12 protein-coding genes are annotated in these 16,180 nt (G+C 38.7%); 4 read left to right on the top strand and 8 right to left on the bottom strand.

The features are described 5' to 3' along the window. Positions 1-32: 32 nt before the first annotated feature. A complete protein-coding gene (locus AAEU33_RS19625; protein ID WP_345989810.1) occupies positions 33-548 on the bottom strand; it encodes a tetratricopeptide repeat protein in 516 nt (171 codons plus the stop codon). Between the two features lie 194 nt (positions 549-742). On the opposite strand from AAEU33_RS19625, the gene AAEU33_RS19620 reads away from it, so the two are divergent. Both AAEU33_RS19620 and AAEU33_RS19615 read left to right on the top strand, forming a co-directional pair. Next, positions 743-1,624 (top strand): DUF808 domain-containing protein, encoded by an 882-nt coding sequence (locus AAEU33_RS19620; protein WP_172277112.1) that lies wholly within the window; start codon positions 743-745, stop codon positions 1,622-1,624. An 83-nt stretch (positions 1,625-1,707) separates the two neighbouring features. Continuing rightward, positions 1,708-2,616: an acyltransferase family protein gene (locus AAEU33_RS19615; protein WP_345989808.1), complete on the top strand. Its 909-nt coding sequence runs from the start codon at positions 1,708-1,710 to the stop codon at positions 2,614-2,616. Between the two features lie 110 nt (positions 2,617-2,726). On the opposite strand, the gene dnaJ is transcribed toward AAEU33_RS19615, so the two are convergent. The 5 genes from dnaJ to proS form a co-directional block, all read right to left on the bottom strand. Next, entirely contained in the window at positions 2,727-3,842 is a 1,116-nt protein-coding gene (gene dnaJ, locus AAEU33_RS19610; RefSeq protein WP_172277118.1) for a molecular chaperone DnaJ, read from the bottom strand. Positions 3,843-3,945: 103 nt separating this feature from the next. Continuing rightward, a complete protein-coding gene (locus tag AAEU33_RS19605) occupies positions 3,946-4,482 on the bottom strand; it encodes a nucleotide exchange factor GrpE (protein WP_172277121.1) in 537 nt (178 codons plus the stop codon). 75 nt (positions 4,483-4,557) lie between these two features. Continuing rightward, positions 4,558-5,889, bottom strand: coding sequence for an Nramp family divalent metal transporter (locus AAEU33_RS19600; RefSeq protein WP_172277124.1), 1,332 nt, complete (start codon positions 5,887-5,889; stop codon positions 4,558-4,560). Positions 5,890-6,002: 113 nt separating this feature from the next. Then, positions 6,003-7,304, bottom strand: a complete 1,302-nt coding sequence (locus AAEU33_RS19595) for an OmpA family protein (RefSeq protein WP_273647334.1) — start codon at positions 7,302-7,304, stop codon at positions 6,003-6,005. A 117-nt stretch (positions 7,305-7,421) separates the two neighbouring features. Continuing rightward, positions 7,422-8,897, bottom strand: a complete 1,476-nt coding sequence (proS, locus tag AAEU33_RS19590) for a proline--tRNA ligase (RefSeq protein ID WP_273647335.1) — start codon at positions 8,895-8,897, stop codon at positions 7,422-7,424. Between the two features lie 177 nt (positions 8,898-9,074). Here proS and AAEU33_RS19585 point away from each other — a divergent pair, with 177 nt between their 5' ends. Further along, complete coding sequence (locus tag AAEU33_RS19585) at positions 9,075-10,148, top strand: prolyl-tRNA synthetase (RefSeq protein WP_273647336.1); 1,074 nt, start codon at positions 9,075-9,077, stop codon at positions 10,146-10,148. 33 nt (positions 10,149-10,181) lie between these two features. Next, positions 10,182-11,606, top strand: a complete 1,425-nt coding sequence (locus tag AAEU33_RS19580) for a hemin receptor (protein ID WP_172277136.1) — start codon at positions 10,182-10,184, stop codon at positions 11,604-11,606. Positions 11,607-11,694: 88 nt separating this feature from the next. Here AAEU33_RS19580 and AAEU33_RS19575 read toward each other — a convergent pair whose 3' ends face one another. Next, on the bottom strand, positions 11,695-13,347 hold the full coding sequence (locus AAEU33_RS19575) for a RagB/SusD family nutrient uptake outer membrane protein (protein WP_345989806.1): 1,653 nt from the start codon (positions 13,345-13,347) through the stop codon (positions 11,695-11,697). Between the two features lie 12 nt (positions 13,348-13,359). Then, the gene (locus tag AAEU33_RS19570) at positions 13,360-16,101 is read right to left on the bottom strand and encodes a SusC/RagA family TonB-linked outer membrane protein (protein ID WP_345989804.1); all 2,742 of its coding nucleotides are present in this window, start codon (positions 16,099-16,101) and stop codon (positions 13,360-13,362) included. Between the last annotated feature and the right edge of the window lie 79 nt (positions 16,102-16,180).

Here is a 16,180-nt window from a genome sequence, read left to right as displayed (position 1 = left end):
TATGATGATTCTGGGTTAAGGCAGGGCTGTTTTCAAGATCCGGTGCTATCATGTTTATTGGATGTTTCTAAATTTTCAGCGTACATGTATAATGAATTGTTGTATCGGGGTAAATGCCGGGATAAAGCTTTTAACGCTAAGGACAATGCCTCTTTACTCTCTCCGGCTGAGTACAATGAAAGTGCAAGAAAAGAATCCACTGCATCATCAAGCTCATCAGACTCATTTATTTTTTCTTCTCTGAGGATCCGAATACTCTCATCAATCTTTCCATTGTTTCTCAGTGTACTTGCAAGCTGAATTCTGGCCCTTCTTCTACGCAGACCCGGTAAGCCATGGTCTAAGGCTGAACGATACAATGGTTCAGCTTCTTTTTCATTTCCTGTTGAATCAAATGCACAAGCCATTTCAAAATCAGCAATTGCTTTTTTATCCGTTAGATGCTGAACATGATCTTTGATCCGCTGGATAAAATCTTCATTGCTTATTTTCCCTAATTGCTGCCAGATGGATTGCAGTTGTTTTTCCCAGATTTCAGTTTCGTCCATATTGTTAAGGATTTTATACCCTGGCAAATATGAGAAGAATTGTGAGGTTTATTATTAAGTTCAATAAAAAAAATAGATGATACGATCACAAGGCTTCTTATGATTTATGAATTTTTTCTTTGTTAAATTGATTTTAAAAGAAAATGAGATATAGAATTAAATAGTTATTTTTGTTGTTAAATAATAAATTACATATGGCTTCCGGTTTTTTTGCAATTTTAGATGATCTCGCTGCTCTTATGGATGATGTGGCTGTAACCAGTAAGATAGCAACTCAGAAAACTGCAGGGATTTTGGGAGATGACCTGGCGGTAAATGCCGAAAAGGCTACAGGTTTCATTTCATCACGGGAGATACCTGTGTTATGGGCAATTACCAAAGGTTCTTTTATTAATAAGCTAATTATTCTGCCGATCGCGTTTTTACTACACTGGCTGTATAAGCCTGCAATAGAAATCATTCTTATTTTAGGAGGTTTTTACCTTGCATTCGAGGGAGTTGAAAAAATCATTGAGTTTTTATTTCATCGGGATAAAAAAGGACATGAAGTCATAGAAGAAAGCACAAAAAATGAAGATGATGAAAATTCAGAAAAATCGAAAATTAAATCAGCAATTACCACAGATTTTATTCTTTCAATCGAAATTGTAATTATCGCTCTTGGAACTGTTCTTGAAGAACAACATCCTCTACTGACACAAATCATTACGGTAAGTTTGGTTTCTTTCCTGGCAACCATAGGAGTGTATGGTATTGTGGCTTTAATTGTAAGGATGGATGATGCCGGCTTTAAGCTGATCAGAAAGAGTAATGATAAAGGCTTTTTCTCCAAACTGGGGCATTTACTGGTGAAAGCATTACCTATTATTATTAAAATGCTGGCAATCGTGGGAACAATAGCCCTCATTTTGGTTTCCGGAGGAATTTTTGTTCATAATATAGCGTATCTTCATCATTTTCTCCCTGACTGGCCATCAGTACTTAAAGAGTTTACGTTTGGAATGATAGGGGGCTTACTTGCCGTGGCACTTTTTACATTAGGCAAAAAAATATATACTCTGGCAACCCGTAAATAGATGTATGCAGGTTCTCTTTTAAAAATAGACAGCAAGACGATTGACTTATCATTCTTGTTTACGCTGTATTATGTTTACGGCTCATGAGGAATCTGTCCATTGATATATTGAAAATTGTCCTTGCATTTTTTGTTGTCTTCCTGCACATGCATTTATTTCAGGATACCCGTCCTGTACTTGGTTTCGTACTTGTTAACGGGGTTTTCAGAATGGCGGTGCCCACATTTTTAATCATTACGGGATATTATTTTTATTACGTAGACAATACACAAAAGCTTAAAAAGTGGCTGGTAAGGACATTTTTGCTTTACCTGATCTGGTCGCTGGTTTATATTCCCTTCTGGAAAAAAGAAGATATATTCATAAACATTCTATTTGGATATCATCACTTATGGTATTTGATAGGAACTTTTTTTTCAGCGATTATTTTATTTTTAATCAGGAAGAAACCGGTAGGGTTTCTAGTAGCGCTTATCGTTTTATTATTCAGTATAGGCTACGCGTTACAGACGATAGGAAATCTCCATTATTTTGGGGGCCAAAAAGACAAATTAATCAATCTTTATCCGTCTTACAGGAACTTTCTCCTGGTATGCTTTCCTTTTTTAACAGTAGGATATCTGATCAATAAGCTTAACCTTGATATGAGATACAGGCCTTCACTGATCACAGTTATTGCTTTGACCGGGCTTGTGATTTCAGAGTCCTTTTTTAATTTTATGATGATCAGTCCTACAGAAAATATTGACCTGTTGTTTTCTTTATTATTAGCCTGCCCGCTGGTATTTATCTACTGCAAAAATGTGTCTGTAATGATAGATACTAAAATTCTTGCCAGCTTGTCCACTGCAATCTATGTGATACATCCTCTGATTATGAAATGGACACTTGGTTTATATTATCCGTTCGAAATGTTGATTTTCGTGATAACATTACTGACTGCCAGTTTTATTCTTGTATTGGCTAACCGCAAACTGAAATATCTTTTGTAATGGCTTAAAAAGTTTGATCATCTATGGTCTTAGGTGAGAAAATATAAATGCCGGAACATTAAAACAGAACGCCAATAAAAAAAGAGACCTTGCAGGCCTCTTTTTATATTTTAGTTGAAAAGATCTTTTACTTTATCAAAGAATGTCTTCTCCTTCCCGGATGGTTCTGCAACCATTTCTCCGCTGGACATCTGTTTTTCAAAGAAATCTTTCTGATCTTTCGTTAATTTTTGTGGAGTCCATACATTAATGTGTATAAACATATCTCCTTTTCCATAACTGTCAATGCTTGGAAGGCCTTTTCCGGCTAGTCTCAGGATTTTTCCTGATTGTGTACCGGGATCTACAGTGATTTTTACCTTTCCACCTACCGTAGGAACTTCTTTTTTGGTTCCCAATGCAGCTTCTGCAAATGAAATATATAACTCCTGGTGAAGATTGTCTCCTTCTCTTTTGATTGTTTTATCTACTTCTTCCTCTACGATAACAAGCAGATCTCCCGGAACTCCTCCGAACGGAGCGTCGTTACCTTTTCCTCTTACATTAAGCTGAATTCCGTCTCTTGCTCCTGCAGGAATATTGATGGTAATTTCCTCTTCATCTTTTATAAGGCCTTGTGCATTTGCACCTGCCGGGATTTTATCGGCAACTTTTCCGATACCCTGACAAGTTCCGCACGTAGCCTGTGTCTGCATTTGTCCGAACATAGTGTTCATTACTTTCACCTGAACTCCGGAACCATTACAGGTAGGACACGTTTTAGAAGTGGCACCTTCTGCCATCTTCATTTTTTTTACTTTAAGAGTCTTTTGGGTACCGTTTACCATTTCCTCAAGATTCAGCTTGATGCGGATTCTTAAATTAGAACCTTTTACCTGCTGACGTCCACCGCCACCGAATCCGCCGCCGCCAAAATGACCACCGAAAATATCTCCAAACTGGCTGAAAATATCCTCCATATTCATTCCGCCGCCAAATCCACCGCCGAATCCGCCGTTTCCACCTACACCTGCATGACCGAACTGATCGTATCTTGCACGTTTCTGATCGTCGCTCAATACTTCATAAGCTTCGGCAGCTTCTTTAAATTTTTCTTCAGCCTCTTTATCTCCCGGATTTTTATCAGGGTGATATTTGATGGCCATTTTACGGTATGATTTTTTTATTTCTTCGGTTGAAGCAGATTTGCTTATCTCAAGAACCTCGTAATAATCTCTTTTTGACATGACAATTGTATAATTGATTTCAGATAAATGACAAAAGATGTGTAGAGCAGCATATAAGGGATGTTTTCACCGGATATTGCTCACCATTTATCACTTATTAATATTAGTTTCCTGTTACTACTTTAGCAAAACGGATTACTTTATCTCCTAAAGTATATCCCGTTTCGATTACATCTACGATTTTACCTTTTAAATCATCAGATGGAGCAGGAATCTGAGTAATTGCCTCGTGAAGGTCCACATTAAAAGAATCTCCGGCTTTTACTTCCATTGATTTCAACCCCTTCTCTGTAAGTTTATTTTTGAATTTCTGATAGATAAGTTCTACACCCTGCAGATCCGCCGGATTTCCGTTTTTAGCGATTTCTTTTAACGCTCTTTCAAAATCATCCAGTACTCCAAGCATAGAAACCATCATGTCCTGATTAGCATATTGGAAGAACTCCATCTTTTCTTTGGAAGTTCTCTTTTTATAATTTTCGAACTCAGCATAAAGACGAATATAACGGTCTTTCTCTTCTGCCAAAAGTTCTTCCGCAGTCGGAGTATTTGTCACATTTTGTTCAGAAGCATTTTCGTTCTGAATGTTGTCTTCTTGTTGCTTATTGATGTTTTCTTCGTTGATATCCTGATTTTCCATATTCAATAACTATTTTAAAGAGTTGTTTGTCAAAGATTCTGCCAAATAGCAAATATGGACATTAAGGCAGAAAAATTATTCTCCGGAAAATGTTTGATACAACAAATAAAGATTCAGGACAATGATAATGGCTGAGATAACCCAGACACAGATTTTCATGAATGGCTTATTGACGAAATCGCCCATTTTGGCTTTGTCATTAGTAAACATGACGAGTGGAACTACAGCAAAGCTGAGTTGCATGGATAAGATAACCTGGCTTAAAACCAGAAGGTCTGTTGTCCCTTTTTCTCCGTACAGAATCGCAACAATTAAAGCAGGAATAACCGCGATAAGTCTGGTTATCAATCTTCTTAACCAGGGTTTTAATCTGATATTCAGAAAACCTTCCATTACAATTTGTCCGGCCAGTGTCCCTGTTAATGTAGAATTCTGACCTGAGGCGAGCAAAGCGATCGCAAATGCTATACTTGCCATAGAAGCACCCAGGATTGGGGTCAGCATTTTATAAGCATCATGGATATCTGCAACATGTTTATTTCCTGTGATATGGAAGGTAGCTGCTGCCAGTATTAAAATTGCTCCGTTGATGAAAAAAGCAAGCATTAAGGAGATCGTACTATCTAAAGTGGCAAATTTTATAGCTTCTTTTTTACCTGCGTTATCCCGTGTATAATCCCTCGTCTGTACAATACTGCTGTGTAAATAGAGATTGTGGGGCATTACCGTAGCTCCCAGGATTCCTATTGCAATATAGAGCATAGCAGGATTCTGAATAATTTCTTTTTGCGGAACAAGACCTCCCAATATTTCATTAACGGCCGGTTTTGAAATAACGATTTCATAAATGAAACATGCGAGAATAATAAAAATAAGTCCTCCTACAATACTTTCGATCCATCTGAATCCTTTAGCCTGGAGCAAAAGGATAAGTAAAACATCTATTGTGGTTATTACGATTCCCCAGGTAAGGGGAATATGAAAAAGCAGGTTGAGTGCGATCGCAGATCCTATAACTTCTGCGAGATCACAGGCGGCAATGGCAATCTCACACAGGATCCACAAGATAAAATTGGTAGTCGGGCTAAAGTGGTCCCTGCAGGCTTGTGCAAGGTCTCTCTCTGTAGCTACTCCCAGCTTTACTGATAAATGCTGTAAAACCATTGCGAAAATGTTGGAAATAAGTATAACGGAAAGCAGGGTGTAGCCAAATTGAGCTCCTCCCGCGATATCGGTAGCCCAATTTCCGGGGTCCATGTATCCCACTGCAATCATTAAACCGGGACCTGCAAACGCAAGGTATTTCCTCCAGAAAGAACCGTTTTTAGGTACTTTAATGGATGAGTATACTTCTGGTAATGAGTGGAGTGTTTTATCTTTTCGCCAAGCGCCTTTTGTAAAATTCATAAATGTTAGAAATGACTAACAAATTTAATTAAATAAATGTAAATAGAAAATATATAATAAAAAAATCCCGAAAAAACTTTCGGGATCTTATACGTAGTATTTATTTTAAAAGATTATTTCGCAAATCTTATTGCCATTTTTCTGTCTTTGGCTCTTTCAGCGTCAGAAGCTTTTGCGTCTACCGTTGCAAATTTACTTCCATAACCTTCTGCACCTAATACCTGACCACCTAGATTTTGTTTGCCTAACCATTCTTTGATAAAGTTAGCTCTTGCAGTAGAAAGTTTTACATTAGAAGCTTCATTACCTGTTTTGTCAGTATATCCTCCTATTTTAATTTTAGCATCAGGATAAGCTTTTAAAATAGCTGCAAGGTTTTCCAATTGTCCCTGAGAACCTGCTTCCAGTTCTGTAGCGCTTCCTAATTTAAAATTCACATGATCGAAATCGTACCAAGTGTCTTTTAATGCATTATCATCTGCTGCATTTTTGTAGCCGTCAGATTTTAAGAATGCAATCATTCTGTCTTCCATTCCGCCTTTGTACCCTTTAAGCGCTGTACCGTTCAAGTCGATATTTTCGTCAACTTTCGTGGTTGTAGCGGCAGGCGCTGCTGCTGTATCAGATGGAGATACTGCCGTAGCCGTATCAGAGTGTGCTCCTGTAGAATCTGCGCCCATTGTAGTGGTAGTCGTTTCTTTTTTCTCACACTGCTTCCATAAGAAGTATCCTGCAGCAATCAATAGCAGAAGAGGTAATAACCATTTCCAGATAGAACCACCTCCGTCATTTCTGTCCGGGTTGGTACCTGTTGGAGTTGTACTTCTTGTTACTTCAATTTTTGGTTCCTCCTGTACCGGCGTTTTTATGGCGTCGTTATCATTATCAAATTTATATCCTTTAGCCCAGTCACCAATATTTAATGATGCTAAAGAAAGTCCGGCAGGCAGTAAAGTAGAAACAATTCCTTTTTGATCATTCAGTAGCCCTGAAATTCCTGATGCATCCAGATTATTGTCTGCAGCATACTTTCCTATAGTACCTACTGTAGCTCCTGTTACCATATTCAGCAAAGAGCTGGAAGAATTATTACTAATTCCGGCAAAGCTGGCGATGGAATTTACCAAGCCACTCAGTTTATCTCCAAAAATGGACGTCAATAAACCTGAAATCATAGAATTATTAGAAGAGCCTCCTAATAAATTACTTAAAATTCCATTAGATGAAGCACTGGTGATTGCATCTAAAACTCCGGGATTATTAGCATTATTAGCTAATCCGCCAACAACGGCAGGCAATAAACCTCCAATTGCTTTTGAAATACCAGACTCACTTTCTCCAAGCTGTGAAGCCGCCTGAGAAACTAAAGCGGGACCCAATTGTCCTTTAATTAAATCAATAACGTTTAAAGACATAATAAATATTTTTTAGATTAATGTTGACATAAAATTAAACAAAAATCTGTCCAAATGTCATATTTTTTAAATATTTATTTGATTTTCAACGTTTTTTTTTGCAAATGATTAAAATTATTAATATGCTTTAGCGAACAGTACGCGTCTCTTAGAAGGCTTTCCGGAGATTAATGAAACACCTTCTTCAATATCATCATCCAAAGGGATACATCTGATGGTCGCTTTCGTTTCTTCCTTGATTTGTTCTTCTTCTTCAGCGGTACCATCCCAATGTGCATAGATGAATCCTCCTTTTTCTTCCAGAACTTTTTTAAACTCTTCGTAAGAATCCACTTTAGTCATATTTTCTTCTCTGAAATTAAGAGCCTTGGTGTAAAGATCTTTCTGGATGGTTTTTAATAATTGATCGATATGGGAATCCAATCCTTCAATAGAAACCGTTTCTTTGGTCAGGTTATCCCTTCTTGCAATTTCAACCGATTTATTTTCCAGATCTTTTGGCCCGATTGCAATTCTTACAGGAACACCTTTTAATTCATATTCAGCAAATTTCCAGCCTGGCTTGTTTTGGGTGTCATTATCAAATTTTACCGAAATACCTTTAGCTCTAAGTTTTGTCTGAATGTCTAAAGCAACCTCACTGATTTGGCTCAGTTGTTCTTCTCCTTTGAAGATCGGAACAATAACCACTTGTATTGGAGCCAAAGTTGGAGGCAATACCAATCCGAAATCGTCAGAGTGTGTCATGATCAACGCTCCCATTAATCGGGTAGAAGTTCCCCATGATGTAGCCCATGCGTGTTCTATTTTTCCTTCTTTGTTGGTGAACTTCACATCAAAAGCTTTTGCGAAATTCTGGCCCAAAAAGTGAGAAGTACCAGCCTGAAGAGCTTTTCCATCCTGCATCAATGCCTCAATACAATAGGTTTCATCCGCTCCCGCAAACCTTTCGGAAGGGGTCTTTAATCCCTGGACTACAGGCATTGCCATAAAGTTCTCTGCAAAATCTGCATACACTTTATTCATCTTTTCTGCTTCTTCTATGGCCTCATCTTTGGTTGCATGAGCCGTGTGACCTTCCTGCCATAAGAATTCAGAGGTTCTCAGGAATAGACGGGTTCTCATTTCCCAACGAACAACATTCGCCCACTGATTGATCAATATCGGTAGATCTCTGTATGATTGGATCCAGCTTTTATAAGTATTCCAGATAATAGCTTCCGAGGTAGGACGAACGATAAGTTCCTCCTCCAGCTTGGCATCAGGGTCTACTATCAGCTTGTGAGGATTATCCGGATCGGTTTTTAATCTGTAATGGGTAACAACGGCGCATTCTTTTGCAAAACCTTCTGCATTTTTCTCCTCAGCTTCGAACAGACTTTTGGGTACAAAAAGCGGGAAATAAGCATTAACGTGACCTGTTTCTTTGAATTTTCTATCCATTTCATCACGCATTTTTTCCCAGATCGCATATCCGTATGGTTTTATAACCATACTTCCACGTACTCCGGAGTTTTCTGCCAGATCTGCTTTTACAACTAACTCGTTATACCACTTGCTGTAATCTTCGCTCCTTGAGGTTAATTTTGCCATTGTTTTTTTAAATTTTTTTTAACTTTTTAACATTATTGTTATCTAAAAATAAAAATCTATTTTTGATAGATTTTTTTACCGATGTTTGGTACATTTTTGGTACACATTGCAAATATAATTTAAATTAAAAATCTTTACGTTATCATGAAAAAAAATATACATAAAAATTTATTTGGTATGCTAAAATCAAAAGGTATTTTAGCCATATCAAGTGGATTGTTATTAATGTCTTGTGGTGCACAGATGGGAGGGTACAGCGAGACCGACGGGGTCTATTATGATCCCAATAAAGATACGCTGCCAGAAGGAGTGATCATTAATGGCGGAAACAGGGTTGGAGAATACTATGATTACTATCAGGATGCAAACAATACCAATCTTATTCAGAATGCGGAAACCAACTCCAAAGATCAGGATAACAAATACAGCACATGGGGAGGCGATTCATGGAATAATACCGCAACAGATTCTGATTGGGGCGCTTTTGCCGGATCTCAGACCAACTATTACGACAACTCATGGGGTTCACCATGGGGCTGGGGTGGATGGTATGGAGGCTATAGCCCATATTGGGGCTGGAACAGAGGCTGGGGCTTCGGAATGTCCTTCGGCTGGGGCTGGGGCGGCTCATGGGGCTGGGGTGGTTACCCTTACTGGGGCTGGAACTATGGAGGATTTTATGATCCTTTCTGGGGCTGGGGCGGCGGCTACTACGGAAACCCATATTGGGGCTGGGGCGGCGGTTACTGGGGTAATGGATATTACAACAGACCGGCTTACAGGAGAAGTGGTGCTGACGGAAGACTTGGATATGGTTTAAGCGGATATAACGGAAGTAACGGATCAGTATACAGAAACAACATCAATAACTCTGCATTCAGAAACAATTCTGCAGGTTCAGGATTCAGAAACAATACGAATGGTTCAGGGTTCAGAAATAACAATGGTGGTTTCAGAAACGGAACAATGACTAATGGTAACAATTCCGGATTCAGAGGCAACAATAACAGTGGTTTCAGAAATAATAATTCAGGATATCGTAATCCTAATATGAATACTCAGCCAAGACCTAATTACGACAGCCAGCCAAGATACAGAAACGATAGTGGTTTCAGATCAAATGACAACGGTGGCTTCAGATCCGGAGGATTCAACTCTGGTGGCGGAGGTGGTTTCCGTGGCGGTTCCGGTGGAGGCGGCGGTGGATTTAGATCCGGCGGCGGAGGCGGCTTCAGATCAGGAGGCAGATAATTTTAAACATAATAACTAACTATTCAAATAATAATGTTAAAAAAATCTTTAGTAGTACTAGGTATTTCTGCTGCTTACTTTGTGCAGGCACAGGATATTTCTACAATCAGGAATTCGATTGATGTTTATTCTAACACTCCGATGATAGGTTCTTCAAAATTTAATGCGATGGCCGGCTCTAACGGGGCACTTGGAGGTGATGCTACTTCATTGATGACAAACCCTGCGGGATTAGGTGTTGCTATTGCGGGAGATGTATCGGCAACGTTGTTTTTAAGCAATACTAAAAATACCAGCTCTCTGGCTGGATCTTCAACAGATTATAAATTAAATAAATTTACGCTTGGAAATGTTGGTGGTGTTGCAACGATCCAGCTGATGACAGAATCACCATGGAAGTTTATTAATATCGGTGCCAATCTATCAACGCAATCTCTTGAGAATTATGTTGAGAGCCCGGGGAATTCCAATGTAGTGATCTCCAAAAACCTGTTAGATTCTAATGGAAATCCTGTGGTAGGTAACCTGTCTTATCTTGGGCATGCTTATAACAGATATGGTAATCAGACCAAATTTAACCTGGGTGTAGGTGCGAACTATAACAATTCACTTTATCTGGGAGCAAGCATTAATATGCATTACGCTGAAATCGATCAGTATGACAGTGCTTTATTCGGGCTTAATCTGGATGGATCGGTGAATACTTTTGATAAGCAGTATACCCCGTTTTCGGAAAAATCAAATGGTTTTTCAGCAACAGTAGGGGTTATCGGAAAATTAAGCAATCAGTTCAGATTGGGAGCATCTATTGAAACACCGACCTGGTGGAATATCGACAGGGTCTTCCGCGAATATTATGACGGAAGTAACGGGATCAATTATGACAACTATGTGGAAGACAGAAATTTCAGGTCCCCAATGAAGGCTACTGTAAGTGGCGCGTTTGTTCCCAATAAGAATTTTGCCATTAACGTAGACTATACTTTGGGACTTACCAAACCTAAATATGAAGTACAAGGTGCTGCGGAAAGAGAATTGAATTCTTTCTTCAGTGACAATTATAAAAACCTATCGGAAGTAAGGGTAGGTGCGGAATACAGAATTAAGGCATTCAGAATAAGAGGTGGATATTCCTATACATCAAGTCCTTTTGATGCTTTTACGATCAGTTCTTATTCCAATGCAGGAGTTGCAGGGGATAACAGCTATAGTAATTTGATTTTGGGAGAAAGAAATACGATAGGAGCAGGTATAGGATATGATTTTGGAAACTTCTATGTGGATGCAGCGTATCAGAATGTCAGCTCAAAATATAATAATCCATTCCTGAGAGGGAGTGCTGACCTGGGAACAGGATATTATTCAGGTGATTTTGATGTAAATACACCAACATCCGTTGTTTCCAGTGTGAAAAGCAACAGAGATAACTTCTTTCTTACAGTCGGCTGGAAATTCTAATTTCCGGATTGTGTAGCAAGTGATTAAATTGAGGCTCCGAATTTTTAATTCGGAGCTTTTAATTTATATGTATTGAAGTAAGATCTGATTAATCAGGATTCTGGATCAGATTGGGCTGGATCTGAATCTGCTGTTCAGGGATATATTCAATAATTCTGTTGCTGGTATAAGGAACCGTATAAAAGGGGTTGTTTCCGTTTAAATGGGTTCCAGGATAATTACGGTCGAGACTTAATTTATTTCTGAAGACATCATATTTTCTATGTGCTTCAAAAGCCATTTCAAGTCTTCTCTCCTGAAGAACCAAGTCTAAAATAGTTTGTCCTGATGGAACTGAAGGATATGCTGGAATTCCCGCTCTTGATCTGATCGTGTTTACGTCAGCCAGTGCTGAAGCTGAATTTCCCTTTTTAGCATAGCCTTCGGCCCGGTTCAGATACATTTCAGCCAATCTCAGAATAACCGGTGACCATAATTGAGGAACTCCTTCCTGTAATGAACATTTTAAAACATAGAATTTCGGATAACCGTTTCTTTTGTCCATATCATTGTCCAGATTTACATAAACTTTTACGTTATTAGAATTAATAAAGTAATAATTCGTTTTGGTAGGCAAAATTTCTGATTGCACCTGATAGTTAATATTATTCATCGTGAAATAGGTATTCCCTCCCTGCTGGAATGTTTTCTGAAAAGTGTAATTATAAGTTATTCCTCCGGAAGCATTTGTACCTTGTTGTACCCAATAAGCAACAGGAACAGATGGGGTTGCATATTTCGGAGAAATGAACTTCAATCGTGCATCCTGTGGATTTTGATTGATCAGATCCAGATAAGAAGAAGACGCGTACATCTCACCCCAGCCTACATTTTGAATATTGGCATACATGGATCCTATAGTGTACCAGCCATCACTGTAATCACCATCTTTATTGTATTTGAATGCAAAAATGGTTTCTTTGTTGGTTTCAGGAGTTTTCGTGGCATAAGAAGGAAGTTCGGAATTAGACAATAGCATATACTTTCCGGAATTAATCACCTTATCAGCATATTCAATAGCTTTATCATTATTTTCAATATACAGATACACTCTGGATAGCAGTGCTTGAGCAGCTTCTTTAGATGCGTAGGTGTTGTTTTTATCGAGAGTCATCAATTGTTCCGCCTTTCTCAGATCATTGACTACCTGATCGTAAATTTGACCTACCGTGGCCCTGCCCGGTAATTCGTTTACATCATCCGATGTTTTTAATGGTACTCCCAGATTACCGGTTCCCTGATTGTAAGGTTTTCCAAATACATTTACCAAAGAAAAATAAACGTAGGCCCTTAGAAAATAATTTTCCCCGATCAGCTGATCGGTATTGGTATCTTTTCCTTCGGCAAATTTGGAAATAACTTTATTGCATCCAATGATAGCCTTATATCCTGCATTCCATATCGTATTGGAGCGACCATTATTTTTAATACTTCTGTAGTTATAATAATAAAAGAACTGGTCGGTGGTCGTACCGCTGATATCAATATTATCTCCGCCATATTCACCCACTCTGTAAAGATTGTTGAAAAATCCTCCTCCGGTTGCATCTCCTTTCAAAAGAGCATAGTTTCCGAGAGTAATGGTCTGTAGCCCTGTTGGATCTGTTAATATGGTATCAGACTCTTTTGAATCATATGGAGACCGGTCTATATTACAAGCTACCGATGTTAGTGCGATAAGTGCTAAAAATATCTTTTTCATGTTTTGTAAGTTTTAAAAGGTGAAGGTGAAGCCAAGAGAAAATCTTCTTGGGATAGGATAAATTGCGCCTGCTGTTCCGGAATAGGTAGTTTGGTTATCTGCAGGTCCGGCTTCCGGATCTACTCCGGAAAATTTGGTAATGGTAAAGAGATTTTCCCCCATGATATAAATACTTGCCGAAGAGACTTTAAGTTTTTCCGCTAAAGAATCTGGAAAATTGTATCCTAACCTCAGGGATCTTAATTTCATATAGCTTGCATCTTCAAGGTACCTTGAAGAAGGCTTGTTGGTAAGTGTATTATTGTTGAAAATTGCTACAGGATGTGTGGCTATATCTCCAGGTTTTTCCCATCTATTCCAGCTATCCTTCAGGACCATTTGGTTGTAGTAAGGATAAGCGCCATCAGAATCAAACAGTTCCCGGTAGGAGTTGTAAATCTGTCCTCCCTGCGAAAAATAAATATTGGCATTAAGGTAAAACCTTTTTACGGTAAGATTGGTACTGAAAGATCCATAATAATCGGGTGTAGCAGCGCCTACAATCTGCAGTGTGGCCTGATTGTAATTAGATGTGACACTTTTGGTTCCATCAGCGTTAATCACTTCCCATTGCCCGGCACCATTATCAGGATTTACCCCCATCCATTTTCGCATATAGAATGAAGTAACATCGTTTCCGGCAATAGCGACCTGATTATTGGATAGAAGCTGGATGCTGTTGTTTCTTGTTGAAAGAACCCTGTTGTTGTAGGTACTGATATTGAAACCAATATCCCAGTTCACATTTTCAGATTTAATGACAGCATAATTAACATTGAATTCCCATCCTTTATTTCTTACGTCTCCTACATTCAGGTATTGTCTGTCGACTCCTGTTAATGACGGAAGTGTAACGAGCATCAGAAGATCTTTGGTTTTATTATTAAAATAATCCACGTTCAGGGTCAGGCGGTTATCGAATGCCCGGATATCCGTACCAATATTGTTCTGATAAATCGACTCCCAGGTTAGATTAGGATTGCCTAGCTGGTACCATGTCGCTCCTATCTGAGCATTGTACATCTGAGTCAGCGCATACAGGTCCTGCCATCCGTAATTAGGACTTGGGGTATTTCCTACAAGTCCCCTGCTGGCTCTTAATTTCAATTCGTTGATTGGTTTTACTTCGAAAAATTTTTCTTTGTGAATATTCCATCCTAAACTGTATGAATAAAATAATCCATTTCTCTGGCTGGCACCAAATGCAGAAGAAGATTCACTTCTTAAAGAACCCTGAATGAAATATTTTTTATCATATACATATTCTGCGTTGAAAAGAAATGCATTGTATGCTCTGTCATACTTTGTGCCTGAGGGCTTCCTTCCTGTCGTTGCTCCGTTGTCGAAGACGTCTGTTCCCGGAACAATTCCGTATACACCGGCTCTGGAAATCTTATATATTCTGTCGTTATACTCATAGGCTGCTAAAGCATTTACGTTATGAACTCCAAAATCTTTGTCGAATCTCAACATCTGGTTAAAGAATTTGCTTACATCTTTGGAATAGGATTCTGTTAATTCACCTTTGTTACTATCCCCCGCAATGGATCGCGGATCGGTATAATACATATCGTCATAATTTCTGTAGGTGACATTATTGGTGGTAACAAACTTTAAATAATCGGTAAATTTAATTTCTGCATCAAAATTCCCGATCAGATCCAGCTGATTGCTTTTACCATAGTTCCATTGCAAATCGTAAAGGTAATTGGAGTAATCTCTTCCATACCATGTTCCACTATATGAATTAGGGTTTATGAGACTTCCATCCGGGGCTTTTGGATTATCCCAAGGCATATTGAGGTACATCTGATACAGCGAACCCTGACGGTCTTTTCCGCTGGTATATGATAGACTCACTTTGGGTTTTAATATCAGCCAGGGCTTTACGGTATGTTCATGATTGATCCTGAATGACAATCTGTTATAGTCGTATCCTCTTACAGTTCCGGTTTCGTCATAATAGTTTCCGGAAATGTACGTCCTTGAATTTTGAGAGCCTCCTCTGAAATCAATGGTGTAGTTTTGAACTACTCCCGTCTGTGTGCCGTTTTTCAGCCAGTTATATCCAGGATTTCTGAGTTCGGAAGGGATTGAAGGGGCATTTTTTAATGAAGTGAAATAATCATACAATTGGGTACCGTCCATCAACTTGAAGCGCCCGTTATTGAATGTATTAAACGAATTGTTTACAGAAACATTCATCGTGCTTTTTCCTGCTGTTCCGGATTTTGTGAAGACCTGTACAATTCCGTTTGCTCCCCTGGAACCATACAAGGCTGTTGATGTCGCATCTTTCAAAATGTTGATGCTTTCGATTTGATTGGGATCCAGATTGGGAGTTCCGTTCATCATTACACCGTCTACGACCCATAATGCCTGGCTTGGACCGTTGATGGTAGCGGTACCCCTGATTTTTACGGTTGCTGAAGATCCCGGACCGCCTCCTCCTTGCATAATTTGTGCTCCTGCGGCTTTTCCTTGTAAGAGACTTGATACATCAGAGGTATTGGCATCTTTTAGTTTTTTGTCAGAAATAATTGAGACAGCTGCTGTAAGACTCGATCTTTTTTGAGTTTTGTATCCTACAATTACAACATCTTCAATGCTTTTTTCCCTCAGGGTGTCTTTTTTTTTATTCGTTTGGGCGGACAAAATACCGCATAATAAAAAACAGGACACAGCTGTTGTCAAACGTTTAGTTCGTTTATTCATACGTAAGTGATTTAGTGGCGGGGCTAAAGTACAAAAAAAATTACATCAATATTAATTTGATGTAAAAATTATGAATAAT

Source organism: Chryseobacterium sp. Chry.R1 (assembly GCF_039645525.1).
GTDB classification, from domain to species: domain Bacteria; phylum Bacteroidota; class Bacteroidia; order Flavobacteriales; family Weeksellaceae; genus Chryseobacterium; species Chryseobacterium proteolyticum.
The sequence above is the reverse complement of the archived record's forward strand: the minus strand, read 5'-3'. Positions and strand labels throughout refer to the sequence as shown.